This window comes from Streptomyces iconiensis (genome assembly GCF_028657195.3).
In the GTDB taxonomy this organism is placed as follows: domain Bacteria; phylum Actinomycetota; class Actinomycetes; order Streptomycetales; family Streptomycetaceae; genus Streptomyces; species Streptomyces iconiensis.
This window is the reverse complement of sequence record NZ_JANCPR020000049.1, coordinates 1-25808: the sequence shown is the minus strand read 5'-3', so window position 1 is coordinate 25808 and position 25808 is coordinate 1. Positions and strand designations below refer to the sequence as shown.

Genomic DNA, 25808 nt, shown 5'->3' with positions numbered 1-25808 from the left:
CGGGCCGCACCGTGCCCGCCGAGCGGCGCCGCGGCTGCCCAGAGACGCCGCGACTGCTCAACGGGCGCTTCCGTTGCGGGACTTGAGCGGTGCGGCGGGCGTGCTCGCGTACCGCGGTCAGCCGTACCGCGGTCAGCGTGTGTGTCCCCGTACGGTGTACGACTCCGGCGGGCGTACCAGTGCCTCGGGGTCGCCGGTGTACTCGATGTCGACGCCGTAGTGCTCGCGGGCCGCCTCCAGGGAGACGTAGCCGTTGACCACGTCGTCCAGTACGCGTGCGACGGGGCGCTCGGTGGCGGGCCCGTAGCCGCCTCCGCCGGGGAAGAGAAGGCGTACGTGTGCCTCGGGCGCGAGCCGGACCAGGCGCTTGCGGGGCAGGCGGGCGCCGGTCGCGGTGTCGGTGAAGTCTCCGGCCGCGCCCGGCAGTCCGCCTTCGGCGCCGGGTGCGGGGTGCTCGACGCGGTCGATGTTGGCGTTGACGGTCCAGCCGTTGCCGCCGCTGCGGCGGACCTCGACGCGCTGGCCGAGGCCACCCCGGTAGGCGCCGGGGCCGCCGCTGTCGGGGCGCAGCTCGCGCCGCGTCTGGACGAGCGGGGTGAGGGTCTCCAGCACCTCGGTCGGCGCCGCCCGTACGCCGGTGGGAAAGCCCGTGGTGTTGAGGCCGTCCTTGCCGGGGCGCCCGCCGACGCCGCCGGCGCCGAAGACGGTGAGGGTGAAGGGGCTCGGTTCCGCCAGGTCGCCGCCGCGCCACACCGTCATCCACAGCGCGTCGGAGCTGGTCGCGGGCAGCCCGCCGGGCACGGCTGGGCGCAGCGCCTCGAACAGGAGGCTGGGCAGGAAGTGGCCGACCAGATGGCGGGAGGCCACGGGCGCGGGGTCGACGCAGTTGAGGACCGAGCCGCGCGGCGCCGTGACGTGGACGGGCCGGAAGGAGCCCGCGTTGTGCGGCACGTCGGGCGCGAGGGCCGCCTTGACCGCGAAGGACGTATAGGCGCGGGTGTAGTTGAGGACGACGTTGACGCCGTGCCGTGACTGCGGGGACGAGCCCGCGTAGTCGATGGAGACCTGGTCGCCCTCGATGGTGACGGCGACGGCGAGTTCGATGGGCTCGTCCTCGAAGCCGTCGGAGGTCATACGCGCCTCGTAGCGGCCGTCGCGCAGTGCGCGCAGTGCCGTGCGGAGTGCCTGCTCGGAGCGGCGCATGATCTCGGCGGCGATGTCGTCGATGCCGGAGAGGCCGAACTCGTCCATCATCGCGGTGAGGCTGCGGGCGCCGACCTGGTTGGCTGCGACCTGCGCGTACAGGTCGCCCATGGTCTCGTCGGGCGTACGGACGTTGGCGCGGATGAGCGCTTCGAGGGTGGCGTTGGGGCCCTCGGCCGTTCGCAGCTTGAGGATGGGCAGGCGCAGGCCCTCCTCGTAGACCTCGGTCGCGGCGGCGGAGAGGATGCGTCCGCCGATGTCGGGCGAGTGGCAGCAGCTGGCGAACCAGGCGACGAGGGTGCCTTCGCGGAAGACAGGGGTGGCGACGGTGAGGTCGTTGATCTGGCCTGCCGTCATCCACGGGTCGTTGGTGAGGAGTACGTCGCCGTCGGCGAGCGCGTGCGGCGGGTAGGTGGCGACGATGTGTTCCATGCCGGTGGCCATGGCGTTGATGTGTCCCGGGGTGCCGCCGGAGGACTGGCCGATCATGTTGCCGTCGCTGTCGAAGACGGCGCAGGCGAGGTCGAGGGACTCGCGGACGACGGGGCTGAAGGCGGTGTTGACGAGGGCCGCCTGCTGCTCGTCGAGGAGCGAGTGGAGCCGGTTGGCGACCAGCCCGACGACGACGGGGTCGGCTGAGGTGGCCTGGGTCATCGGTCTTCTCCCTGGGCTGAGTCCCGCTGGGCCGGGCCGTGCTGGGCCGTGCCGTAGTGAGCTGGGTCGGGCTGGGCCGGGTCGTGCTGGTCCGGACGGGCTGGATCGTGCCGGACCGGGTCGCGTTCGGCCGGGGCGCGTTCGGCCGGGGCGGGCGTGAACTCGACGAGGATGCTGCTGTCCTCCGTGACGGTGCAGCGCGCGCCGGGCGGGACGACGAGGGTGGATTCGCGTTCCTGGACGAGCGCGGGGCCTTCGAGGACGGTGCCGGGCGCGAGCCGGTAGCGGTCGTGGACGCCCGTGGACACGTAGCCGCCCACGGCGGGGAAGTAGGCGTCGCGCTCGCCGGTACGCGCGCCGCTTCCGTCCCGCGTCCCGGCGAGGTGGAGGCGGGCGCGGGGGTCGGGGCCGCGGGACGCCACCCGCCAGGTGAGGATCTCCGTCTCGACTCCGCGGGGCGCGACGGTGCCGAACCGCTGCCGGTACTGCTCGGCGAAGCTCGCGGCGAGCGCGTCGCGCCAGCCGTCGCCGAGGTGCGGCACGGGCACCTCGATCTCGTTGCCCTGGCCGGCGAAGCGCATCTCCAGGGTGCGTTCGTGCACGATGTCCCCGCGATCCACCCCGGAGGCGGCGAGCACCTCGGCCCCCTCGTGCTCCATCTCGGCGAACAGGTCCCGCGCGCTGCTGTGTTCGACGGTGGAGAGCGTGGCGTGCCGGGAGCGGACGATGTCGATGGACATGGGCGCCGAGAGGAAGCCGAGCGCGCTGAGGACGCCTGCCGCCGGGGGCGCGACGAGGGAGGGCGAGCCGAGCGCAGCCGCGACGCCGGGGCCGTGCAGGGGCCCGTTGCCGCCGGAGACGAACAGCGGGAGGCGGGCCGGGTCCTGGCCGCGTTCGATGGCGTGGACGCGCGCGGCGTTGGCCATGCTCTCGTCCGCGGTCGCGTGGATGCCCCAGGCCGCCTCGGCGACGGTGATGCCGAGCGGGTCGGCGATCTGCTCCTTGACGGCGGCGTACGCGGCGTCGGCGTCGAGTGCCATGTCGCCGCCGAGGAAGCGGTGCGGGTCGAGGTAGCCGAGGACGACATCGGCGTCGGTGACGGTGCAGTGGGTGCCGCCGCGCCCGTAGCTGACGGGGCCCGGCTCCGAGCCGGCCGAGTCGGGGCCGACGGTGATGAGGCCGAGCGGGCTGACACGGGCGATGGAGCCGCCGCCGGTGCCGATCTCGATCATGTCGATGACGGGTGCTCGTACGGGCAGTCCCGAACCGGCGCGCATCCGGTAGACCCTGTCCACCTCGAAGGTGTGGGTGACCAGGGGCCGATGGGCCTCGATCATGCACAGCTTGGCCGTGGTGCCGCCCATGTCGAAGGCGATCTGGTCGGGCCTGCCGGCTTCCCTGCCGAACGCGACGGCGCCGAGCGCGCCGCCGGCCGGGCCGGATTCGAGCATCCGGATGGGGAAGCGCCGTGCCACGTCGACGGCGGCGACACCGCCGTTGGACAGCATGATCAACGGGTCGCAGCGCAGGCCGAGTCCGCGCAGCCGGGCGCGCAGGTCCTCCAGGTACGTCTCGACGAGCTGCTGGACGTAGACGTTGGCGAGGGTGGTCGAGGCGCGCTCGTACTCGCGGATCTCCGGGTTGACCTCGCTGGAGAGCGCGACGCGCAGTTCGGGCGCGACGGACCGGATGATCTCGCGGGCCTGCCGCTCGTGCGCGCCGTTGGTGTGGCTGTGCAGGAAGCAGACGGCGACGGCCTCGACACCGGCGCCCGACAGCTCCGTTGCGAGCCGCTTGACGGCCGCCGTGTCCAGAGGCGTGTCCACACTGCCGTCGGCGAGCACGCGTTCGCTGACGCCGAACCGCAGATGGCGGGGCACGAGAGGGCGCGGCAGCTCCAGCGCGAGGTCGTACAGCTCGTAGCGGTGCTCGCGGCCCATCTCGACCACGTCGCGGAAGCCCTCGGTGGTCAGCAGCGCGGTGCGCGCCCCGCGCCGTTCGATCAGCGCGTTGGTGACGAGGGTGGTGCCGTGCACGACGGTGGTGATGGCGGCGGGGTCCAGGCGGTGGTCGGTGAGGGTCTGCCGCAGTACGTCCTCGACGGCCGCAGCGGGTTCGCTGTGCGTGGTGAGGGTCTTGCCCACGGCGACGATCCCGGAGTCGTCGAGTATCGCCATGTCCGTGAACGTGCCGCCGATGTCTACCCCGACACGGAGCGCGCGGGAGTGGGTCATTGGGTCCTCCGGTCAGCTGGTGGCTGGACGCTACAGATCGTCCGACGATTCTGCAAGATTTCGTCGGACGACCTGTAGGCTCAGCGGCGGCAGAGCGACCCGATCAGGGAGCAACTGGCCACCGGTGGACGCCGGACGGCCGCGAAGGGAGCAGGCGTGGCCGAGTCCTCAGGGACGGCGAGCAGAGTCGCGGACGAGCTGCGCGCGCAGATCGTCGCCGGGGAACTCAAGCCGGGCACCCGGCTCTCAGAGGAACGCGTCCGCGAGGCGCAGGGCGTCTCACGGTCCACCCTGCGCGAGGCGTTCCAGCGGCTCATCAGGGAGCGCCTTCTCGTCCACGAACTGAGCCGCGGCGTTTTCGTGCGCCAGCTCTCGCGCCGCGACGTGGCCGACCTGTACGAGGTACGGCGCATCGTCGAGTGCGCGGCCGTGCGGCACATCCGCACGCTCACGCCCTCCGGACTGCGGCGGCTCGCTGCGGCGATCTCCGAGGGCCGCGACGCGGCGGCCGAGCAGCGCTGGGACGCCGTCGCCGCGGCGAGCATCCGCTTCCACGAGGCACTGGTAGCGCTCGCCGGCAGCGAGCGGCTGTCCTCGATGATGGCCGGTGTCCTGGCCGAATTCCGGCTCGCCTACGCGCACATGGGCGACACCCGCGTCTTCCACGCCGCCTTCCTCGAACGCAACCGGGAGATCGCCGAGGCCCTGCGCGACGGCGACATCGAGGACGCGGCCACCCGCCTCGACACGTACCTCACCGACTCGGAACAGGCACTCCTGAACGACTACGAGGACTGATCCGGCGCCACCGTCAGGCGGAGGCGCGGGGGCGGCACGCTCACGGACCAGGCATGCGGAGAGGCACGCGGAACGGCACGCAGAAGGGCACGTAGAAGGGCACGTAGAGGCGCACGCAGAGGGACGCTGCGGGGCACTGCGGGGCGCTGCGGGGCGCTGCGGGGCGCTGCGGGGACGCACTGCGGGGGCGCGCGAAAGTGCCGGACGTTAACAGCGCGGAAACCGCGTAGCTATTGAGCATCGTCCGACGATTACGTATCGTCCGGCGCATCGAATCCGCCCGTACGTCCCCGGGAGCACCCGTGAGCGCAGTCCACACCCCTGCCGTCCCCGGGCAGGAGCGCACCCCCGCGCCGGCCACGCTCAGAAAGGCGACGGTCGGCGCCACCATCGGCAGCGTCGTCGAGTGGTTCGACGTCGCCGTGTACGGCTATCTCGCCACGGTCCTGGGCGGCGTCTTCTTCCCCAGCAGCGACCCGACGACGGCGCTGCTCAGCTCGTTCGCCGTGTTCGGCGTCGCGTTCGCTGTACGCCCGCTGGGCGGGATCTTCTTCGGGGCGCTCGGCGACCGGATCGGCCGGCAGAAGACCCTCGCGTGGGTGATCATCCTGGTGTCGGTGGCCACGCTGTGCACGGGACTGCTGCCCGGTTACGACTCGATAGGACTCGCGGCGCCCGTGCTGCTGGTGCTGCTGCGCCTGGTGCAGGGCTTCTCGGCCGGTGGCGAGATGGGCGGCGCCTCGGCCTTCGTGGCGGAGTACGCGCCGCCGAAGCGGCGCGGGTACCTGGTGAGCTGGGTCGAGATGGGCTGCATCGCGGGCTTCCTGCTGGGCTCGGTGGTCGTACTGCTGCTGAACCTGGGGCTGACACCCGAGCAGATGCAGAGCTGGGGGTGGCGCATCCCGTTCCTGATGGCGGCGCCGCTGGGCATGATCGGGCTCTACATCCGCAACCGGCTTGAGGAGACACCCGAGTTCGCGGCCATGCGCGCCGAGGGCGGGATCGCCAAGCACCCGCTGCGCGAGTCGGTCGTCCACCACTGGCGGTCCATCCTGCGCACCGCGGGATACGCGCTGTTCCAGAACGCCGCGCTCTACGTGATCCTCACCTTCATCCCCTCCTACCAGGAGGAGACCCTTGACCACACAGCGCGGCTGGCCTCCGTCTCCTCCGTCATCTCCATGGCGCTCACCTGCGCGGTGATCCCGGCGGCCGGCGCGCTCTCGGACCGGGTGGGCAGAAGGCCGGTACTCGGCGGCGCGTGTGTGCTGGCGCTGGCGCTCTCGTACCCGCTGTTCGTCCTGATGGACAGCGACAGCCCGCTGTGGGCCGTGCTGGCGCACACCGGTCTCGGCCTCGTCCTGGGCGTGTTCCTCGGCCCGACGCTCGCCGCGATGAACGAGCTGTTCAGCACGCGTGTGCGCTACGGCGGCTTCTCGCTGGGCTACAACCTGTCCGTATCGGCGTTCGGCGGCACCGCGCCCTTCCTCGTCACCTTCCTCGTGGCCAGGACCGGCATCACCGCCTCCCCCGCGTTCTTCGTCATGGCGGCTGCCCTGGTGACCCTCGGCGTCGTCCTCGCCACACGGGAGACCGCACCACGCAGACTCGCGACCGGCGCCGCCCTGTAGGCACGGCCCGCCTCAGGTGCTCTTGGCCCCCGCTTCCACGAGCGCCGGGTAGTCGGGAAGAGGAAGGGTGCTGATCTTCTGGCCCTCCCTGAGCATCCAGTTCATGACCGGGCGCCTGCTCAGCAGGGTGTCGCGCAGGCGGATGGCGGTCCGCGTGCCGGGCGCCAGGAAACGTCCCGTACGCTCGCCGCCCTTCTGGCACACCTCGGCGTAGGGGCGCACCCTGTCCTCGTAACGGGTGAAGGCGGCGCCGTGGTCGCCGTCGGCCAGGGCGAGTTCGCCCGCGAGCACATAGGCGGCGACGACGGCGGTTCCGGTACCCATGCCGCCGATGGTCGCGCCGCAGGCCGCGTCCCCCAGGAGCGCGATCCGGCCCCGGGACCATGTGCCGACATCGGCCCTGCTGAGGGAGTCGAAGTACAGCTGAGGCGCGTCGTGCAGTGACCCGAGAAGGTGGGGCACCTCCCAGCCGAGCCCGGAAAAAGCGCCGGTGAGCAGGGACTTGTGCTGCTCGGGGTCCTGGCGGTCGTAGGTGAGCCGGGGCGAGGCGAACAGGAAGAACGCGGCTGCCCGCGCCGGATCGCGGTGGTCGCCCCCGACTCCCGCGAACCTGCCGGGCGCGGTGTGGGCGACCGAACCGGCGCCCAGGCCCAGGTGGTTGGGCAGCTCCCAGGTCGCGGCGTAGTGGCCGAGATGGGTCACGAAGCGCTCCTCGGGGCCGAAGGCGAGGCGCCGCACATGGGAGTGGATGCCGTCGGCGCCGATCACGAGCCCGAACTCGCGCGGCTCCCCGTGCCGGAACTCCGCCCGTACACCGGAGCGCGTCCCGGTCAGGCGGGTGATCGTGTCACCGAAGACGTACTCGGTGTACGGGAGGCCGTGCGCCGCCAGTACCCGGGTGAGGTCGTCGCGCAGCACCTCCACCTCTCCGCCCGCGAACTCGGCGGGCAGGCGCAGGTGTGCGCGCCCCCGCTCGTCGACGAAGGTGATCGGGCTGCCGCCGGTCCCGAGGCCGCGCAGCTCCTCCAGTACTCCCATGCGCTCCAGCACGGTCAGGTGGGTCTCGCCCCGGAAGTCGACGGCCTGCCCGCCGCCGCGCGGGGCGGGCGCCAGTTCGACGACGGTGGGGCTGAACCCGTAACGGCCGAGCCAGTAGGCAAGCGCTGGACCCGCGACGCCGGCGCCGGAGATGAGGACGTTTCTGTTCATGCGTACACCACTCCCCTGGAAACTGTATCCGGCGGATACTGTTCTCTGTGTGTACGGTAGACACAGTTTCCGGTCCCGGCAAGCGGGACCCGGCGGGGCCGGACGGCGCACCGGGCGGGAGCGGCCGGCGTGAGACCGCCGGCCCGCCGCGAGTGGGAGAGGTGGTCGCAGAGATGAGCGACGAACGAGGCCGGGCCGTACGGCTGCTGTGGGACGCACCCACGAAGCCCTCACGGGGGCCCAAACCCGCGCTCACCCTGGAGCGGATCACCCGCACGGGCATCGGGGTCGCCGACGGCGAGGGCCTGGCGGCCCTCTCGATGCAGCGCGTCGCCGGGCTGCTCGACGTCACCAAGATGGCGCTCTACCGGTACATGCCCGGCAAGGCCGAACTCGTCGCACTCATGGTGGACGCCGCACTGGGCGAGACCCCGCCGCCACCCGCCCGGCCACACAGCGGATGGCGGCCCCAACTCGCCGCCTGGGCCCGCCAGTTGGTCACCGTCTTCGAGCGGCACCCATGGCTGCTCGACGCGATGCCGGGCCCCAGGGTGACCGGCCCCCGCGAACTGGCCTGGACCGAACGGGCCCTGGCCGCCCTGGACGGCACAGGACTGACCGGCGCCGAACGCCTGGACGCCGTCATGCTGTTGACGGGGCACGTACGCGAGATCGCCCAGCAGGCCCGCGCGGCGGGGGCAGGGGCGGCGGGGAGCGCCGGGGACGCACAGGGCACGGGGGGCGGGGAGCGGACCGCGGGCGCGGAGAGCACCGGGGACGGACCCGGGCACGGCCCCGAGGAGCAGTTCGCGGCCGGTCTCGCCGGGCTGATGCGCGACCACGGCGCCGACTTCCCCGCGCTCAGCGCCGCCCTCTCCGCGACGGCCACCGAAGGAGGCCGGGACCAGGGCCTGGACTTCGGACTGGAACGCATTCTGGACGGCCTCGGCCTGCTCATCGCCGAACGCGCTGAGCACATGGAACGTACCGAAGGCACCGACCACACCGACTGACTCGCACCGCCCCCACGGCACTCGTCCGCGAACCTCCAGGTCCGGGAACCTCCGGATCCAGGAACCCCCGGGCCCGGGGAAAAAGGGCGTGTCCCAGGTCGCTGCTGCTCGATACGGTCACGGCCATGGCGCTTGCGGAGGCTCAGGGGCGGACGGTTCTGCGCGCGGGCCGCGCGGGCACGGGCGATGTGGCCGGGCATGTGTGGCTTGCGGGACGGACAGGGTCCGTTGCCGGTGAATCCCGGACGACCCAGCGGCTCGGCAGATGAAGAGCCCATCGGTGCCCGCCGCCCCCGCGGACCGCGACGGCGGACGGGCATGGGCCCTGCAGCTCGTCCTGTGCGGAACGATCTTCCTTGAGGGCAGTGACGTCGCCATGCTGGCCGTTGCGGTCCCCACCATCCGCGCCGACCTCGGCCTGACCACCGGCACCGCGGCGTGGGTGATGAGTGGCTACGTGCTCGGCTACGCCGGTTTCACCCTGCTCGGCGGCCGGGCAGCCGATGTGCTGGGCAGGCGTCGGATGTTCCTCACCTGGCTCGGTGTCTTCCTGGCCTTCTCCATGCTGGGCGGCTTCGCGACCAACGGCTGGACGCTGGTCGTGGCCCGGTTCGTCACCGGCGTGGCTGCGGCCTTCATGACCCCCGCCGCCATGTCGATCATCACGACCTCGTATCCGGAGGGGCCGCGGCGCGACAAGGCCCTGCTGGTCTTCGCCGGCGTGGGCGCCGGAGGCTTCTCGCTGGGCCTCGTCATCGGCGGACTGCTGACCGAACTCGGCTGGCGCTGGGTGTTCTTCGCCCCGGTGTTCCTGGCCGGCGCCCTCCTGCTCGCGGCGCTCAGGCTGGTGCCTGCCGAGGCACGCGCGGAGCCCGCACGGCGCCAGGGCCACCGAGGGCCGGCGCGAGGGGGCGGCGCCCCCGGCCCGTGACGGGGTCGGCGACGGCCTTCCGGGGTGAGGCCGGCGGCGCCGCCACGACCGGGTCGGCAGCGGCGTGCTTGCTGCCAACCACCCCTCTGGGGGCCGGCGTTCAGCGACGGGCTCAGTTCCCCACGCCCAGCCCTGACATGAACGCGGCCGGGTACCGGTCGCCGCGCGCCGCGCCCTGCGGCACCGCCTTCTCGATCTCCGCGAGGTCGTCAGGCGTGAGGTTCAGCCGCATTGCGGGCAGCGCCTCGGCCAGCCGTTCGCGGGTGCGGGCACCGGCCAGCGGCACGATGTCCTCGCCCTGTGCGGCCACCCAGGCGATGACCAGTTGGGCGACGGTGCACCCCTTGGACCCGGCGACCCGGCGCAGCGCCTCCACGAGGCCGAGGTTGTGTTCCACGTTCCCGGGCGAGAACCGCGGGCCGAAGCCGCGGCTGTCGCCCGGCGCACCGTTCCGCCCCGCGGACCAGTGCCCGGAGATGAGGCCGCGGCCCAGGACACCGTACGCGGTCAGACCGATGCCCAACTCCCGTAGCGTGGGCAGCACTTCGGCCTCCACCGCGCGGGAGATCAGCGAGTACTCGATCTGCAGGTCGGCGATCGGATGCACGGCGTGCGCGCGGCGGACCGTCGCCGCGTCGACCTCCGAGAGGCCGATGTGCCGCACGTACCCGGCGTCGACCATCTCCTTGATCGCGCCCACCGTCTCCTCGATCGGCACGGCGGGGTCCAGCCGGGCGGGGCGGTAGATGTCGATGTGGTCGGTGCCCAGCCGGGTCAGCGAGTAGGCGAGGAAGTTCTTCACCGCCTCGGGACGGCCGTCGGTCCCGCTGAAGATGTGGCCCGGACCCCGCAACGCGCCGAATTTGACGCTCAGTTGGTAGCTGTCCCGGTCCCGGCCGCGCAGCGCCTCGGCGAGCAGCAGCTCGTTGTGGCCCATGGCGTAGAAGTCGCCGGTGTCGATCAGCGTGACGCCGGCCTCCAGGGCCGCGTGCACGGTGGCGATGCTCTCCGCGCGGTCGGTCGGGCCGTAGGCGTCCGACATGCCCATCGCGCCCAGGCCCAGCGCCGAAACGGCCGGGCCGGTGCTGCCCAGTGTTCGTGTCCGCATCACGTTCTCCTTCGTCGTCGCTCTGGCACCCACCCTGCGCCGGCGCGGCGGCGAACGGGAGCGGAGCGTTCATCATGGGAGTGCCGCTCCCTGGATCGGCCCGGCCGCCGCGGGGGACCATGGGGCCATGCAACGTGACGAGCTCGCCGACTTCCTGCGCCACCGCCGCGAGGCGATCCGCCCGGCCGAGGTCGGTATCGCCGACGGACCACGCCGCCGTACCGCCGGGCTGCGCAGGGAAGAGGTGGCCATGCTCGCGGGCATGTCCGTCGACTACGTCGTCCGTCTGGAGCAGGGCCGCAGCAGCCAGCCCTCGACCCAGCTGCTCGGCGCGCTGGCCAGGGTGCTGCGGCTGTCCGACGACGAGCGCGCCCACCTGTTCCACCTGGCAGGCCACCGGCCCGTGCCCGCCGACGGGGTGGCCCGTATGGCCCGTGGCGGCCTGATCCGGTTGCTCGACCTGCTCGGCGACACTCCTGCCGTGGTGCTGTCCGACCTGGGCGAGGCCCTCGCCCAGAACCGGGCTGCCGTCCTGCTGATGGGCGACCACACCGGCCTCTCCGGCGACCGGCGCTACCTCGCACACCGCTGGTTCACCGACCCCGCGCTCCGCGCCGTCACCCCGCCAGAGGAGTGCGAGCACCACTCCCGCCAGCTCGTGGCCGACCTCCGCGCCGCCGCGGGACGCAGGTCGGGCGACCCTACGGTCACCGGACTCATCGACCGCTTGCAGGCCGCGAGCGCCGACTTCCGCCGCCTCTGGGCCGAACACGAGGTCGCCGTCAGACGCGCCGACCGTAAGACCCTGCTGCACCACCGGATGGGCCGGCTGGTGATGGACTGCGAGACCCTGATGACTCCCGACCAGGGACAGATGCTGCTGGTGCTCACCCCGGCCGACGCCGAGACCCGCGAGCGGCTGGAGCTGCTGCGGGTGCTCGGGATCGAGGAATTCCCCGCCGAGTCGGCGGACACGTCGGCGGACACGTCGGTGGAGGCATCGGCAGACGTATCTACGGACAGGCCCGCAGATACGTCCACAGGCCCGCACACGGAAACGGACACGGACAGGGACGCGAGCAGCGGGGACACGAGCAGGGACACGGACACGGACAGCCGTCCGCGGTCTTGAACCGTCGCTGCCGCGCCCGCGAGTGCCGTTGCGGGGTGTGCTGGTATCAGGGCATGGACAACAAGCGGCGTGTGCTGATCGTCGCCTACGACGGTGCGCAGATCCTCGACATCGCCTGTCCCAGCGGCGCGTTGGACATCGCCAACCGGTACGGCGCCGAGCCGGCGTACTCCATCGAGCTGGGGACCCTGGGCCGTCGGGCCGCCCGTAGCTCGGCGGGGATTCCGGTGGGAGCGGGGCAGGGGCTGGAGACGGTCGCCGGGCAGCTGGACACCCTGTTCGTGGTCGGCGGCATCGGCTGTGAGGACGCGGCGTCGGACGAGCGCCTGCTCGGCCAGGTGCGCCGGCTGGCAGGACTCAGCCGGCGGGTGGCCTCCGTCTGTACGGGCGCCTACGTGCTCGCCGCCGCGGGACTGCTGGACCACCGGCGGGCCACGACCCATTGGGGGTGGGGGGAGCGGCTGGCCGGGCGCCACCCCGCCGTGGCCGTGGACGTCGCTCCCCTCTACATACGCGACGGCAACGTCTACACCTCGGCCGGGGTCACCAGCGCACTCGACCTGACGCTGGCGCTGATCGAGGACGACCACGGCCCGACGCTGGCCCGGGCCGTCGCCCGGGAACTCGTCACGTATCTGCACCGGCCGGCCGATCAGGCGCAGATCTCCGTGTTCCTGGCCGCTCCGCCCCCGGAGGACCGGCTGGTGCGGGACCTGGTGAACCATGTCGCGGGACATCTGGCCGAGGACCTCACGCCCACAACCCTGGCCGCACGGGCGGGAGTCAGTACCCGGCACCTGACACGCCTGTTCACCACGCACCTCGGTACGACCCCGGCACGGGCCGTGCGCGCGGCGCGTACCGAAGCGGCGGCGCATCTGGTGCGGTCCAGCGGACTGTCCATGGCGGCGATCGCCCGTCGCTGCGGTTTCGGGTCGGCGGAAACGCTGCGGCAGGCGTTCCTCGGCCACTACGGGGTCACCGGGGACAGGATGCGCAGGATGCCGGACATGCCGGCTGCGCGCGGCACGCCGATGCAGAAGACTCCCGGGCCATGAGGCATGCGACGACACGCAGAAACATACTCCGCGGGACCGTGGCCACGGCCGCACTCACCGCCACGGCTGCGGCTCCGACCGGGACGGCGCACGCCGTTCGGCGGGGCGGCGCTGGGCCGAACATCGGCATGCTGCTGTACGACGGCTACAGCCTGCTGGACCCGACAGGCCCTGCCGAGGTGCTGTCCCGGCTGCCGGACGCGACCGTGACGATGATCGCCGAGCGGCGCGGCGCGATCCGCACCGATACGGGAGACGTGGCCGTGGTCGCCGAGCGGTCCATCGACGAGGTGGACCGTCTCGACGTTCTGCTCGTGCCGGGCGCGGGCAACCGCGGCACCGTCGCTGCGATGAACAACCAGGCGCTCCTGCGCTGGATCCGCCGAATCCACCGGCACAGCCAGTGGACGACCTCCGTGTGCACCGGCAGCATCGTCCTCGCGGCGGCCGGGCTGCTGGACGGAAGGCGGGCGACGACCTACTGGGCTTCCGCCGAGTACCTCGGCTCCACGTTCGATGTGACCTACGTGCCGGAGCGCTACGTACGCTCGGGAAAGATCATCACCGCGGCCGGGGTGTCGGCCGGAGTGGACATGGCCCTGTATCTCGCCTCCCTCATCGCGGACGACGACACGGCCAAAGCGATCCAGCTCGCCGTCGAGTACGACCCACAGCCACCCTTCGACTCCGGCAACGCCGCGGAGGCCGGCCCTCAACTGAAGGAAAGGGCACTGCGGTTGCTCGCCGCCTCGCAGGTGTAGCCGAGGCCGGCACCGTTCTGCTTCAGCGCCCACCCCAATGCCCACCGGAACGCGCATCGTGACGCCCTCGCCCCGCTGATCGCCACGTGCCGCGCGCCGCGCGCCGCGCAGAGCTGACGGGCCGAGGCGTGTCAGTTGAGGCTGTCGCTGTAGCGCTTGCTCTGGTCGCACGCGGCGCCGATGCCGATGAAGAGGGCGCCCACGACGAAGAGGAGCGAGACGCCCCAGGAGGCGTGCCCCGGCGCCGCCTGCACGATGGCCAGGGCGGCGAGCGGCGCGAGGCCACCGGAGACGGCGCCGCTGACCTCGCGGCCCGTTCCGAGGCCGGAGGAGCGCACCTCGGTCGGGAACTGCTTGGCCAGGAAGGCACCTTGGGCCGAGAGCATCAGCGGGACCACGATGCCGGTCGCGAGGGTGAGCGCGAGCCAGATCAGCCAGCTGTTGCCGGTGTCGAGCAGCCAGAAGAACGGGAAAGCGAGCAGTCCCGTCGCCACCGCGCCGGCGATGACGAGTTTCTTGGCGCCCGTACGGTCCGCGAGGCGGCCAGCGATCGGCACGACGATGATCGCGCAGAGGCTCGCGATGCTGATGCCCAGGGAGCCGACGCTGGCCTCCACATCGCGGAAACTGGTGAGATAGGCGAGCGAGAAGGTCTTGAAGACATAGCTGACGCCGTTGTATCCGGCGGTGATCGCCATGACGACCGCCAGTCCGCGCCAGTCGCCCCGGAACAGCTCGACAAGCGGCGACCTGCGCTTCTTACGCCGTACTTGGGCCTCGCGTACCGCCTTCTCGAATTCCGGTGTCTCGGGAATGCGGCGGCGCATCCAGAACCCGATACCGACGAGCCCGAAGCTCAGCAGGAACGGAATGCGCCAGCCATAGCCGTAGAGAAAGCTGTCGCTCATGCTCGTGAGCACCGCGACGGTCAGCGAGGACGCGAGCAGCCCGATGTTCACGCCGAGCGCGGGCCAGGACCCCTGACGTCCACGCTTTCCGGGCTCGGCGTGCTCGTACGCCAGGGCAATGGCCCCGCCGAACTCAGCGCCTGCGCCCAGCCCTTGGAGCAGCCGCAGCACGACCAGCAGGACCGGCGCGAGAATTCCGATCGAGGAGTATCCGGGAAGCAGACCTATGCATCCGGAAGATATCCCCATCAGCAGAAACGTCAGTGACAGCACCCTGTTGCGCCCGAGCCTGTCGCCCAGCATCCCGAAGAAGATGCCGCCGACGGGACGCGCGAGGAAGCCGACAGCGAAGGTGGCGACCGACGCCATGGTGCCCGCCATCGCGTTTCCCGACGGAAAGAACACCTTGTTGAAGACCAGCGCTGCCATCGACGCGTACAGATAGAAGTCGAACCACTCGACGGCGGAGCCGACCACCACGGACATCCCGACCCGACTCTTCTTCGGCACTTCGGGCGGGGGCGGTCCTGTCTCGCTGCCTGTCAGGGTGCTGGCCATGGGTCTCCGCTCGCCTATGAGACGGAGCGTTCGTATTTGCGAACGCCGTGTCGAATATCCGGATGCTAGGCGCCACTTTGAGACAGCGTCAAGGGAGGTGGAGCGGGCAAGCGGGGGCATAAGTGGAGGGCGCATGCGTGACCTTGGGGACGCATACCGGAAGGCTCCGCCACCTCCTGCGGGCCCGCGGCCGGTAGCTGGATCGCGGGGCGAGGTCCGGGGCCCGCCCCGCACATCAGAGCCTTCCCCGGCCTACGCACAGGGGGCGGGCCGGGCAGCTACGTACAGCAGGCCACGGGCACTTGGGGGCGAGCAGGTTGAGGGGCGAGGGGGCGGCGCATGAACGGGCAGGGCACACGCCGATGCCCCGGCGGGGAGGGAGGAACGGAAAAGCGGGCGGAGAACCGGCGCGAGACCGCGAGACCGCGAGACCGCCAGGCCGGGCCGCCAGGGGCCGCCAGGCCGGGCCGCCAGGCGGCCTAGACCGACAGGCGGACGGCCGCGGATTCCACCGCGCCCGTCAACGCACGGGCCACGGCCGGGAGCCGGTCGAGGATGCGGGACGTGGGACCGGCGACGGCGATGACGCCCCGCACCTCGCCTCGGACGAGAATCGGCCGCGCGGCTGCGCTGACATCGGGAAGCGTCTCACCTCGGTTGAAGGCGACACCGTCGGCCCACACCCGGGCCAACTCGTCCCTCGCGGCTTTCCGTTCGACGGCGGAGGGCAGCACGGCGTCGAGGTAGCTGTCGCGCCGTCGCGCCGACCGGCAGGCGAGGATCACCTTGCCCGCGCTCGGCGGGTACAGCGGCCGGCGGGTACGCAGCGGCGCCGAATACCGGATGAGCTGCTGCGATTCGGCGGCGGCGATGTAGATGAGCGAGTCACCCACGGCGGTGCCGAGCATCGCGGTCTCACCGAACTCGTCGCGCAGCGCCTCCAGGCTGGGCGTCGCCGCCTCGATGACATCGGGCGCCGAGGGCGACAGAAGGCTGCCGAGTGCGGGCCCGAGGCGGTAGACGCCGCGTTCCTCGGTCAGATATCCGGTCGAGACAAGCCCCTTGACGAGCCCGAACACCGAGGATTTGGGTGCGTCCAGGGCCTCGGCCAACTCGTGCATCCGCGCGCCGCCCTGGCGCGCGACGCTCTCCAGGATGCCGGTGACACGGCTGACGGTGCGGTGCTCCTTGGCGACGGGCTCGCTCACGGACTGCTCCCCTTGGGCCCTCGGGTTCGTATACACGAACCGTATCGCGTCCTTGACCGGCCCTGAGCACCCTCGTAAGGTTCCGTATATCCGATCCATGAATCGCATATACGAACCCGCGCGACGTACGAAGCCGCAGCAGCGACCCGGCGGGACGGCGGGACGGCGGGACGGCGCGGCGAAGAGACGGGAAAGCGGCGAGCGGTGTGAGCGCGTGATGAACGGTGTGAGCGGCGTGACGAACGACGTAACGAGCGATGTGACGCATGAAGTGGTCGAGCAACGGGGGCTGTACTTCGAGGAGTTGAGGCAGGGGGTGACCTACGCGCACAGCCCCGGGAGAACCGTCGGCGAGGCGGACAACACCCTTTTCTCGACGCTCACGATGAACCCGCAGAGCCTCCACCTGGACGCGGCCGTCAGCGCGGGGACCGAGTTCGGTGAGCGGCTGGTCAACAGCCTCTTCACGCTCTCGACGCTCGTGGGGCTCAGCGTCGGGCAGCTCACGCAGGGCACGACAGTCGCCAACCTCGCGTTCGGCGAAGTGGCCTTCCCCCGGCCGGTGTTCGCGGGCGACACCCTGTACGCCCGTACGGAGGTGCTCAGCAAGCGCCTGTCACGCTCACGCGCCGGCACGGGAATCGTGGAGTTCGCGCACACCGCGCTCAACCAGCACGGCGAGACGGTGGCCACCGCGCGGCGCACCGCACTGATGCGCTGCCGCCCGGACGGCGAAGGCGGGGCGAAGGACTGATGGGTTTCCTCGACCACGGGCCCGCGTTGCTGTTCTGCCCGGGCGACAGGCCGGACCGCTATGCGAAGGCGGCAGCGGCGGCGGACGCCGTGCTGCTCGATCTGGAGGACGCCGTCGCGCCGGACGCCAAGGAGCGGGCCAGGAGCGAGGTGGCGAACGCCGTGCCGGAGCTGGGCGACCGCGTGGTCGTACGGGTCAACGCGATCGGCACGCCCTGGCACGAGGCGGACGTGGCGGCGATGCGCCGGGCCGGAGCCCGCCAGTTGATGCTGCCGAAGGCGACGGGGCCCGAAGACCTCGCTGCGCTGGGTGACTTCGAGGTCGTGGCCCTGTGCGAGAGCGCCGCCGGGGTGCTGAACGCGCGTGCGCTCGCCCACTCCCCGCACTGCGCCGCGCTCTTCTGGGGCGGCGAGGACCTGATCGCCGACCTCGGTGGCCGCTTCGCCCGCGACGCGCACGGGCGGTACCACCCGGTCGTGGAGCAGGCGCGTTCCACGGTGCTGCTGGCAGCGGGCGAGGCAGGCCGCCCCGCGATCGACACCGTGCACATCGCCATCGGGGACCTGGCTGGCGTCGGGGAGGAGAGTGTGCGGGCCGCCGACTCGGGTTTCCGCGCCAAGGCGTGCATCCACCCCAGCCATGTGCCCGCGATCCGGGCCGGGTTCGCGCCCACGGAGGAACAGGCCACCTGGGCCCGCGACGTGCTGGCCGCTGCCGGACGCGAGGCCGGTGTCTTCGTCTTCAGGGGACGCATGATCGACGCCCCGCTGCTCGCCCAGGCCCGCGCCATCGCGGGCCACTCCGCGGCACCCACCACGCACGAAGGGCAGTGACCAGTGGACTTCCAGCTCACCGAGGACCAGGAAGCCATCCGCAAGGCCGTCAGGGATCTGGCGTCCTCCTTCTCCGACGAGTACTGGATGGAGAAGGACCAGTCGGTGGAGTTCCCGCACGAGTTCTACGACGCCTTCGCCGAGGGCGGCTGGCTCGGTATGGCCATCCCCGAGGAGTACGGCGGCGGAGGGCTCGGCATCCTGGAGGCCGCGCTGCTCCTGGAGGAGGTGGCGGCCTCGGGCGCGGGGATGAACGGGTGCAGCACCATGCACCTGACGATCTTCGGCCTCAACACCATCGTGAAGCACGGCAGTCCGGAGCTGCGCGGAGAGATCCTGCCGGGCGCTGCCGACGGTTCGCTGCACGTGTGCTTCGGCGTGACCGAGCCCGACGCCGGTACGGACACCACCCGCATATCCACCGTGGCGCGGCGGGCCGAGGACGGCTCGGGCGACTATCTCGTCCACGGGCGCAAGGTGTGGATCACCAAGGCGGGGCAGTCGGAGAAGATGGTCCTCATCGCCCGCACCACCCCGCGCGAGGAGGCGGAGAAGCCGACCGACGGGATGTCCCTGTTCCTGGTCGACCTGGACTCGGACGCCGTACAGCTGCGTGCCATCCCCAAGATGGGCCGTAACGCGGTCTCCTCGTACGAGGTCGTCATGGACGGGCTGCGGGTACCCGCTTCGCGCCGGGTCGGTGAGGAGGGCAAGGGCTTCCGCTATCTGCTGGACGGCCTGAACCCCGAACGGATCCTGCTGGCGCACGAGGCCCTCGGGATCGGCAGGGCGGCTCTGGGCAAGGCCGTGCGGTACGCCAATGAGCGGGTCGTCTTCGACCGGCCGATCGGCAAGAACCAGGGCGTCGCCTTCCCACTGGCCGAGGCCGCGACCCGGCTGGACGCCGCCGAACTGATGGCACGTAACGCCGCGTGGCGCTACGACCAGGGCCTCGCCTGCGGCAGAGAGGCCAACATGGCCAAGTGGCTCTGCGCCGACGCGGGGTTCCAGGCCGCCGACCAGGCGGTACAGACGCACGGCGGCATGGGGTACGCGAAGGAGTACCACGTGGAGCGGTACTTCAGAGAGGCCAGGCTGCTGCGGCTGGCGCCCATCAGCCAGGAGATGATCCTCAACTACGTCTCCACACACGTGCTCGGCCTGCCGAGGTCGTACTGATGGGGGCGGGGACGGGGACGCCGATGACGGGGACGGGGACGGGGACGGGGACGGGGACGCCGAAGGGGGCGCTGAGCGGGCTGAAGGTCCTGGACCTCTCGCGGGTGCTGGCGGGCCCGTACTGCACACAGATGCTCGCCGACCACGGCGCACAGGTCGTGAAGGTCGAGCCGCCCGCGGGCGACGAGACCCGGGGCTGGGGGCCGCCGTTCGTCGACCAGGGCCCCGAGGGCGCAGGGACCACCAGCGCCTACTACCAGAACCTCAACCGCAACAAGCAGAACATAGTCCTCGACCTCTCCCTCGACGAGGGCCGCGCCCTCCTCGGCACCCTGCTGCGGGACACCGACGTGCTGGTGGAGAACTTCAAGGCGGGCACGCTGGCCCGGTGGGGCTACCCGGACGACGAACTGCGCGCCCGTTTCCCCGCGTTGGTGCACTGCCGGGTGACCGGTTTCGGCACGGACGGGCCGATGGGCGGCATGCCGGGATACGACGCGGTGCTCCAGGCGTACGGCGGGCTGATGAGCGTCAACGGGGAGGCGGACGGCGGGCCGCTGCGGGTGGGCGTCCCCGTGGTGGACATGGTGACCGGCATCCTGGCCTTCTCCGGCATCCTGCTCGCCCTCAACGAACGCAACTCCTCCGGCCTGGGCCAACTCGTGGACTGCACACTGCTGGACACCGCCGTCAGCCTGCTGCACCCGCACTCGGCGTCCTGGCTCGCCGACGGCGGCGTGCGGCCCCGTACGGGTTCGGCGCATCCGACGATCGCGCCGTACGACGCGTTCGAGGCCGCCGACGGGCCGTTGTTCATCGGCGTCGGCAACGACCGCCAGTTCGCGGCCTTCGCCTCCCTGCTCGGCGTCCCCGAACTGGCGGACGAGGCACGCTTCGCGACCAACCCCGACCGGGTACGGAACGTCACCGAACTGCGCGCCGAACTGGCCCCGCGCATCGCCGCCCGGCAGCGCGCCGAACTGGCAACGGCCCTGCTGGACAAGGGCATTCCCGCCTCACCCGTTCACAACGTCGCCGAGGCCCTGACCTCCCCCCAGGTCCGCCACCGCGCCACCGTCGTCGAACACGACGGCTACCACGGCCTCACCACCCCCATCTCCCTCACCCGCACCCCAGCCCAGGTCCACTCAGCCCCCCGCCCCCCGGGCGCCGACACCCGCACAGTGCTGCGAGCAGCCGGCCTGAACGAGCACGCGATCACCGCCGCGCTCGCGGCGGGGGCCGCGGGGGATGCGGGGTCCGCGGGCGCCTCGGGGGGTGCCGAGGGGTCACGCGGTGCCGGGGATTCGGGGGACGCGGGGTCGGACGGCTGAACGTAGCAGCGAGCTGAACGCCACAGCCGGCAGGTGGGTTCCGCCACGGAAGGGGTAGCTGAACACGATGAAGACCTTCCGCCGCCGGACCACGTATCCGCTCCCCCGACGAACCCGGAGGATCTTGCGCTCCGCCCGCTGGCTCCACACGGGTGCGGCCCTGCTATGGGCATTCCTGCTCGCGGTCCGCCTCATGAGCGGTGAGGGGTTCGTACCGGTGGCCTGGGCCGGCCTCAGCTTGACGCTGTTCCTCGCGTGCCTCGTGGGGACGCACGTGTTGCTGCGACGTGACAGCAAGGCCCTGGCGCCACGGCGGGTCCGCCCTGCGGTCGCGGACGGGTAGGGGATCGCCCCTGCCCACCTTTCGCCTTGGACGCCTAAAACCCGCCGCACGCAAGGGCGTTGGTGGCGCACCCCCACGTTCCTCCGGCCGAACCCGGGCGCGATGGCGGTCCCCCCTCCCCGAGGACGCCAGGGCAGCTGAACACATGCCTGGCCTCCGAGACTGCGAGCCCTGCGGCAGGCGAGGGCTCCAAGACGGCTCCGGCGGACCGCACACGCGTGCGCCCTGTCCGCGCCCCCGGATCGGCGCTAGCGTCGGCCGGTGCCTCCGACGCGAAGGGACCACTCCCATGGCAACGGCAGACCACGGCGAAATGGCGGACCAGGGCAGCACGGCGGCGGTGCCCACGCCCGAGGAAGTCGGCGCGATGTACGACACCTTCGGGGAAATGCTGGAGCTGACGCAGGGCAGTGCGGCTCTGCACATCGGGATGTTCGTGCCGCCCGGCACGCGTGATCCCGCCAGCACGCTCATCGATCTCACCGATCTCGCACAGGACCGGCAGACCGACCACCTCATCGACACCCTCGGCCTCCGCCCGGAGGCGCACCTGCTCGACATCGGCTGCGGTACGGGAGGGCCGGCGCTGCGGCTCGCCGAGCGCGTGGGCTGCCGGGTCACGGGCATCACCGTCAGCAAGACCCAGCTCGACAGGTGCCGCCTGCGTGCGCGGGAGGCGGGGCTCGACGCGCGGGTGGAGTTCGCCTACGGCAACGCCATGGAACTCGCCCACCCCGACGGGACGTTCGACGCCGCCTGGAGCATCGACTGCATGCCCCATCTGTCCGACCGCGCCGCCGCACTGCGCGAGGCGTACCGCGTGCTGCGGCCCGGAGGGCATCTGGTGCTGACCGAGCTGACCGTACAGGGCACCCCGGAACCCGCCGGGCTGGCCGCCTACCGGCAGCTGTGGACCAGCAGGGACCCCGGCACCTTCGCCTCGCTGGCCGAGGACATCGGGAACGCGGGCCTCACCGTCGTACGGGTGGAGGACATGACCGCGAACGTGAGGATCTCCGGTGAGCTGATGTACGTGCTCTACCAGGACAAGCACGAGGAGATCGAGGCCCGTTACGGCCAGGAGGTCACCCGGCAGACGGACCGGATCATGGCGCCGTTCCGCGCCTTCTGCCAGGACCAACTCGAATACCACGTGCTGCTCCTGCGCAAGCCCGGTTCCACCGGACGGGCCTGACGGACACAAGGGGCCTCGCCCGGCACAAACGGGCCTCGCCGGGCACAACGGGGCCTCATCGGCCGAGCCGGTCCGGGTGAACCGACCGGACCGGCTTCAACTGGCTCACCGGCGCAACCGGCCGAACCGGCCCAACCGGCTCAACCGGCTCAACCGCCGGTGAGCCCCCGCAATGAGTCGTAGATTCCCCGTAGTTGAGCCCCGGAGCCCTGCCCACGGCCCGCGCGTTCTGCTAAACGCGGGACACAAGGACATCGGGGGCACGCCATGACGACATCGGCCACATCATCCACCTCGCCGGAGGGCCCGCGCGGCCCGTACAGCGATCCCCGGCTGGGGATACCCGTCACCACCCCGTGGCGCGGCACGCCACGGCACCGTCTGGTGACCATCGGGGACTCCCTCACCCAGGGCTTCCAGAGCTGTGCGGTCTTCCGTACGGACGACTCGTACCCCGGGATCATCGCGCACGAGCTGGGCTGGGCGGACAGCTTCCGGCAGCCGGGTTACGAGGGGTGCGGGGGCCTGCCGCTCAACCTGGAGCTGCTGCTGCGGGACCTTGAGGAGCGCTACGGCAGCAAGGTCGACTGGTGGGAGACGGCGCCGGCGCTCTTCAGGGCCCGGCGCTTCATGGACCGGGTGGAGGACTACTGGGAACGGGGCCCCGGTTCCTCCCCCTCCCCCACGACGGCCATCAACCACAACCTGGCCGTCTTCGGCTGGGACCTGCGGGACACGCTGGAGAAGTCGGCGGACGTGTGCCGCAAGCTGATCGGGGCGCCCCGCGACGACCTGGTGAAGCAGATGGTCGGGGACGCGGGCGAGCGCGCCGCACTGCGCGCCCTGCCCACCCGCCCCGCAGGCGCCGGCGCACTCACCCAGATCGGCGCGGCCAAGGCTCTGTCCGAGCAGACGGGCCCGGCGCAGGAGAGCAGCGGGCGCGGTGCGAAGACCGAGCGCGGCGAAGGCGGCGCCGAGGGCAGCGATCCTGAGCACGGCGTCGAAACCCTGATCGTGTTCGTCGGCGCGAACAACGCCCTCTCCTCCGTCATCCAGCTCAAGCTCGTGTGGAGCGAGGAGGGTTACGACGACCTGCGCCGCAAGGGCCGGTTCACCGTGTGGCGGCCGGAGCACTTCGCGGTCGAACTGGACGAACTGGCCGCCGCCGTACGGGACATACGGGCCCGGCATGTCATCTGGTGCGCCGTACCGCATGTCACGATCGCACCCATCGCGCGCGGGGTACGGGGCAAGATGGCGCCCGGCTCGCGCTACTTCCCGTACTACACGCGGCCCTGGATCAGCGACTCCGACTTCGACGTACGCCGCGACCCGCATCTGACGGGCGAGCAGGTGCGCTCCATCGACGAGGCGATCGACCAGTACAACGAGGCCATGGCCGAGGTCGTCAGGCAGGCACGGCAGGACGGCAGGGACTGGTACCTGATGGACACGGCCGGTCTGCTGGACCGGCTGGCCTCCCGCCGCTATGCGGAGGACCCGCGCGCACGTCCCGGCTGGTGGACCCCGTATCCGCTGCCCGACGAGCTGAGCGCGCTGACGCCGGTGCCCAACTCCCGCTTCCTGCTGAGCGACGGGACACGGCGCAGCGACGGCGGCCTGTTCTCGCTGGACGGTGTGCATCCGACGACCGTCGCGTACGGCATCCTCGCGCAGGAGCTGATCGACGTGATGCGGCTGGCCGGGGTGGAGTTCCGCACTCCGAACGGCGCGACGCGCCCCGACCCCGTACGGGTCGACTTCGCCCGGCTCATCCGCCACGACACGCTCATCAACCGCCCACCGGGCAACGTCACTTCGGGCCTGCGCGCCATCGGCTGGGCCGACGAGGCACTGGACGTGTTCCGGCGAACCCTCTGGTTCGGCTGACCCGGCGCCCCGGCCGGCGCGGGCGCACCCACACCGGCCGGCGCGCACTCAGTCACCGGAACCGCGAGCCCACGCGACACCGGCCCGCGAGCCCCGCGACACCGGTCCGCGAGCACTCAGCGCCGGGCCCCTGGACGGCTGCGGGGGGCCGGCGGACGTGAACGTGAAGGGAGCGCGAAGGTGAACGATGCCCGCGTACGTATGGGTCCCCTGCCGCACGGCCACGGTGTGCTCTTCCGCGTATGGGCGCCGCATGCGCGGGCCGTCGCCGTGACCGGCACGTTCAACGACTGGGCAGCAGCCGGTACCCCGCTCGCGGCGGAGGAAGGGGGCCGGTGGGCCGCCGAGGTGCCGGGGGTGAAGCCCGGCGACGCCTACCGCTACCTGATCACCGCCGCCGACGGCACCCTCCTGCGGCGCGCGGACCCGTACGCGTCCGCGATGACCGGCTCGCTGGGCGACTCCCTCGTGCCCGGACCGGACTTCGACTGGTCGGGAACGGAGGACTACCGCACTCCCGGCTGGGACGAACTCGTCCTGTACGAACTGCATGTGGGCACGTTCAACGACGAGCCGGGCGGCGGCCCCGGCCGCTTCGCCGACGTCGTCGCACGGCTGCCGCACCTGGCGGCGCTCGGCGTCAACGCGATCGAGCTGATGCCGGCAGCCGAGTTCCCCGGCGGCTTCTCGTGGGGCTACAACCCGTCAGCCCCGTTCGCCGTCGAGACCGACCTGGGTGGCCCGACGGCGCTCAAGGAACTCGTCAAACAGGCGCACCTGCACGGCATCGCCGTCCTCCTCGACGTCGTCTACAACCACCTGGGCCCCGGCGACCTTCTCCTGTGGCGCTACGACGGCTGGCACCAGGGCGAAGGCGGCGGCATCTACTTCTACAACGACGGCCGCGCCCGCACCCCCTGGGGCGACACGCGCCCCGACTACGGGCGCCCCGAAGTCCGCGCCTATCTGCGGGACAACGCGCTGCACTGGCTGGAGGAATACCGGATGGACGGGCTGCGCTGGGACGCGACGGCCTACGTCCGCGAGGCCGACGGCACCCCGCTGCCGGACGGCTGGAACCTGATGCGCTGGGTCAACGACGAGATCGACGGCCGCCAGCCGTGGAAGCTGAGCGTCGCCGAGGACCTGCGCGGCGATCCACGCCTCACCGAGCCCACCCCGGCCGGAGGGGCCGGCTTCGACGCGCAGTGGGACGCCGGGTTCGTGCATCCGGTGCGGCGCGCGGTCATCGTTCCGCAGGACCGCGACCGCGACATGTACGCCGTACGGGACGCGCTCACCCACCGCTACTCCCCCGCAGCGCCGCGCCGCGTCGTCTACACCGAGTCCCACGACGAGGTCGCCAACGGGCACGCGCGGGTGCCCGAGGAGATCTGGCCGGGCCACGCCGACTCCTGGTTCGCCAAGAAGCGCTCCACGCTGGGTGCCGCACTCGTGCTGACCTCGCCCGGTACGCCGATGCTCTTCCAGGGGCAGGAGTTCCTGGAGGACCGCTGGTTCGACGACCAGGACCCCCTGGACTGGTCACGCGCCGAGCGCTTCGCCGGCCTCGTCACCCTCTACCGCGACCTCATCGCACTCCGCCGCGACCTGCGCGGCACCACGGCAGGACTGCGCGGCCCGCACATCGACGTGCACCACGTCAACGACACCGACAAGGTGATCGCCTACCACCGCTGGACCCGCTCAGGCCCGCGTGACAGCACCGTCGTCGTCGCCAACTTCGCCAACCGCGGCTACGACGCGTACTCCCTCGGCGTCCCGCACGGCGGCCTCTGGCGCGTCCGCCTCAACTCCGACTGGCACGGCTACGACCCCGCGTTCGCCGGCCACCCCACCCACCACACCTGGAC

The 25808-nt window shown here is 71.8% G+C and carries 18 protein-coding genes and 2 pseudogenes; 14 read left to right on the top strand and 6 right to left on the bottom strand.

Going from position 1 to position 25808, the window contains the following annotated elements:
* Positions 1 to 132: 132 nt before the first annotated feature.
* Both NMN56_RS34600 and NMN56_RS34595 read right to left on the bottom strand, forming a co-directional pair.
* Complete coding sequence (locus NMN56_RS34600; RefSeq protein ID WP_274041329.1) at positions 133 to 1857, bottom strand: hydantoinase B/oxoprolinase family protein; 1725 nt, start codon at positions 1855 to 1857, stop codon at positions 133 to 135.
* On the bottom strand, positions 1854 to 4091 hold the full coding sequence (locus NMN56_RS34595) for a hydantoinase/oxoprolinase family protein (RefSeq protein WP_274041330.1): 2238 nt from the start codon (positions 4089 to 4091) through the stop codon (positions 1854 to 1856). The genes NMN56_RS34600 and NMN56_RS34595 overlap by 4 nt, the downstream gene beginning before the upstream one ends.
* 156 nt (positions 4092 to 4247) lie before the next feature.
* On the opposite strand from NMN56_RS34595, the gene NMN56_RS34590 reads away from it, so the two are divergent.
* Together NMN56_RS34590 and NMN56_RS34585 are read left to right on the top strand one after the other, a co-directional pair.
* Positions 4248 to 4889, top strand: coding sequence for a GntR family transcriptional regulator (locus tag NMN56_RS34590; RefSeq protein WP_274041331.1), 642 nt, complete (start codon positions 4248 to 4250; stop codon positions 4887 to 4889).
* A gap of 302 nt (positions 4890 to 5191) precedes the next feature.
* Entirely contained in the window at positions 5192 to 6520 is a 1329-nt protein-coding gene (locus NMN56_RS34585) for an MFS transporter (protein ID WP_274041332.1), read from the top strand.
* A 12-nt stretch (positions 6521 to 6532) separates the two neighbouring features.
* Here NMN56_RS34585 and NMN56_RS34580 read toward each other — a convergent pair whose 3' ends face one another.
* Positions 6533 to 7729, bottom strand: a complete 1197-nt coding sequence (locus NMN56_RS34580) for an FAD-dependent monooxygenase (RefSeq protein WP_274041333.1) — start codon at positions 7727 to 7729, stop codon at positions 6533 to 6535.
* A gap of 173 nt (positions 7730 to 7902) precedes the next feature.
* Here NMN56_RS34580 and NMN56_RS34575 point away from each other — a divergent pair, with 173 nt between their 5' ends.
* Entirely contained in the window at positions 7903 to 8742 is an 840-nt protein-coding gene (locus NMN56_RS34575) for a TetR/AcrR family transcriptional regulator (protein ID WP_274041334.1), read from the top strand.
* Between the two features lie 265 nt (positions 8743 to 9007).
* Positions 9008 to 9631 (top strand): annotated as a pseudogene (locus NMN56_RS34570) (MFS transporter); the annotation flags it as partial.
* Between the two features lie 154 nt (positions 9632 to 9785).
* Here the strand turns inward: NMN56_RS34570 and NMN56_RS34565 are convergent.
* Positions 9786 to 10781, bottom strand: a complete 996-nt coding sequence (locus tag NMN56_RS34565) for an aldo/keto reductase (protein ID WP_274041335.1) — start codon at positions 10779 to 10781, stop codon at positions 9786 to 9788.
* Positions 10782 to 10908: 127 nt separating this feature from the next.
* Between NMN56_RS34565 and NMN56_RS34560 the strand changes: the two are divergent.
* The 3 genes and pseudogenes from NMN56_RS34560 to NMN56_RS34550 form a co-directional block, all read left to right on the top strand.
* Positions 10909 to 11754: pseudogene (locus NMN56_RS34560) on the top strand (helix-turn-helix transcriptional regulator); the annotation flags it as partial.
* Positions 11755 to 11984: 230 nt separating this feature from the next.
* Complete coding sequence (locus NMN56_RS34555; RefSeq protein WP_430542789.1) at positions 11985 to 12971, top strand: GlxA family transcriptional regulator; 987 nt, start codon at positions 11985 to 11987, stop codon at positions 12969 to 12971.
* Positions 12968 to 13732: a DJ-1/PfpI family protein gene (locus NMN56_RS34550; RefSeq protein WP_274041337.1), complete on the top strand. Its 765-nt coding sequence runs from the start codon at positions 12968 to 12970 to the stop codon at positions 13730 to 13732. Before NMN56_RS34555 ends, NMN56_RS34550 begins: the two co-directional genes overlap by 4 nt.
* Positions 13733 to 13863: 131 nt before the next feature.
* On the opposite strand, the gene NMN56_RS34545 is transcribed toward NMN56_RS34550, so the two are convergent.
* Positions 13864 to 15198, bottom strand: a complete 1335-nt coding sequence (locus NMN56_RS34545; RefSeq protein WP_274041338.1) for an MFS transporter — start codon at positions 15196 to 15198, stop codon at positions 13864 to 13866.
* Positions 15199 to 15677: 479 nt separating this feature from the next.
* Complete coding sequence (locus NMN56_RS34540; protein WP_274041339.1) at positions 15678 to 16406, bottom strand: IclR family transcriptional regulator; 729 nt, start codon at positions 16404 to 16406, stop codon at positions 15678 to 15680.
* A 235-nt stretch (positions 16407 to 16641) separates the two neighbouring features.
* On the opposite strand from NMN56_RS34540, the gene NMN56_RS34535 reads away from it, so the two are divergent.
* The 7 genes from NMN56_RS34535 to NMN56_RS34505 form a co-directional block, all read left to right on the top strand.
* Positions 16642 to 17160 carry a MaoC family dehydratase gene (locus NMN56_RS34535; RefSeq protein ID WP_274041340.1) on the top strand — a complete coding sequence of 173 codons (519 nt, stop codon included), beginning with the start codon at positions 16642 to 16644 and terminating at the stop codon, positions 17158 to 17160.
* Positions 17160 to 17993 carry an HpcH/HpaI aldolase/citrate lyase family protein gene (locus NMN56_RS34530; protein ID WP_274041341.1) on the top strand — a complete coding sequence of 278 codons (834 nt, stop codon included), beginning with the start codon at positions 17160 to 17162 and terminating at the stop codon, positions 17991 to 17993. The genes NMN56_RS34535 and NMN56_RS34530 overlap by 1 nt, the downstream gene beginning before the upstream one ends.
* Before the next feature lie 3 nt (positions 17994 to 17996).
* The gene (locus NMN56_RS34525) at positions 17997 to 19172 is read left to right on the top strand and encodes an acyl-CoA dehydrogenase family protein (protein WP_274041343.1); all 1176 of its coding nucleotides are present in this window, start codon (positions 17997 to 17999) and stop codon (positions 19170 to 19172) included.
* Between the two features lie 23 nt (positions 19173 to 19195).
* Positions 19196 to 20506 (top strand): CaiB/BaiF CoA transferase family protein, encoded by a 1311-nt coding sequence (locus NMN56_RS34520; RefSeq protein WP_274041344.1) that lies wholly within the window; start codon positions 19196 to 19198, stop codon positions 20504 to 20506.
* A 632-nt stretch (positions 20507 to 21138) separates the two neighbouring features.
* A complete protein-coding gene (locus NMN56_RS34515) occupies positions 21139 to 22044 on the top strand; it encodes an SAM-dependent methyltransferase (protein ID WP_274041345.1) in 906 nt (301 codons plus the stop codon).
* Between the two features lie 267 nt (positions 22045 to 22311).
* Entirely contained in the window at positions 22312 to 23934 is a 1623-nt protein-coding gene (locus NMN56_RS34510; protein WP_274041346.1) for a hypothetical protein, read from the top strand.
* 180 nt (positions 23935 to 24114) lie between these two features.
* On the top strand, positions 24115 to 25808 hold a 1694-nt coding region (locus NMN56_RS34505), incomplete at its 3' end, for an alpha-amylase family glycosyl hydrolase (protein WP_283742535.1).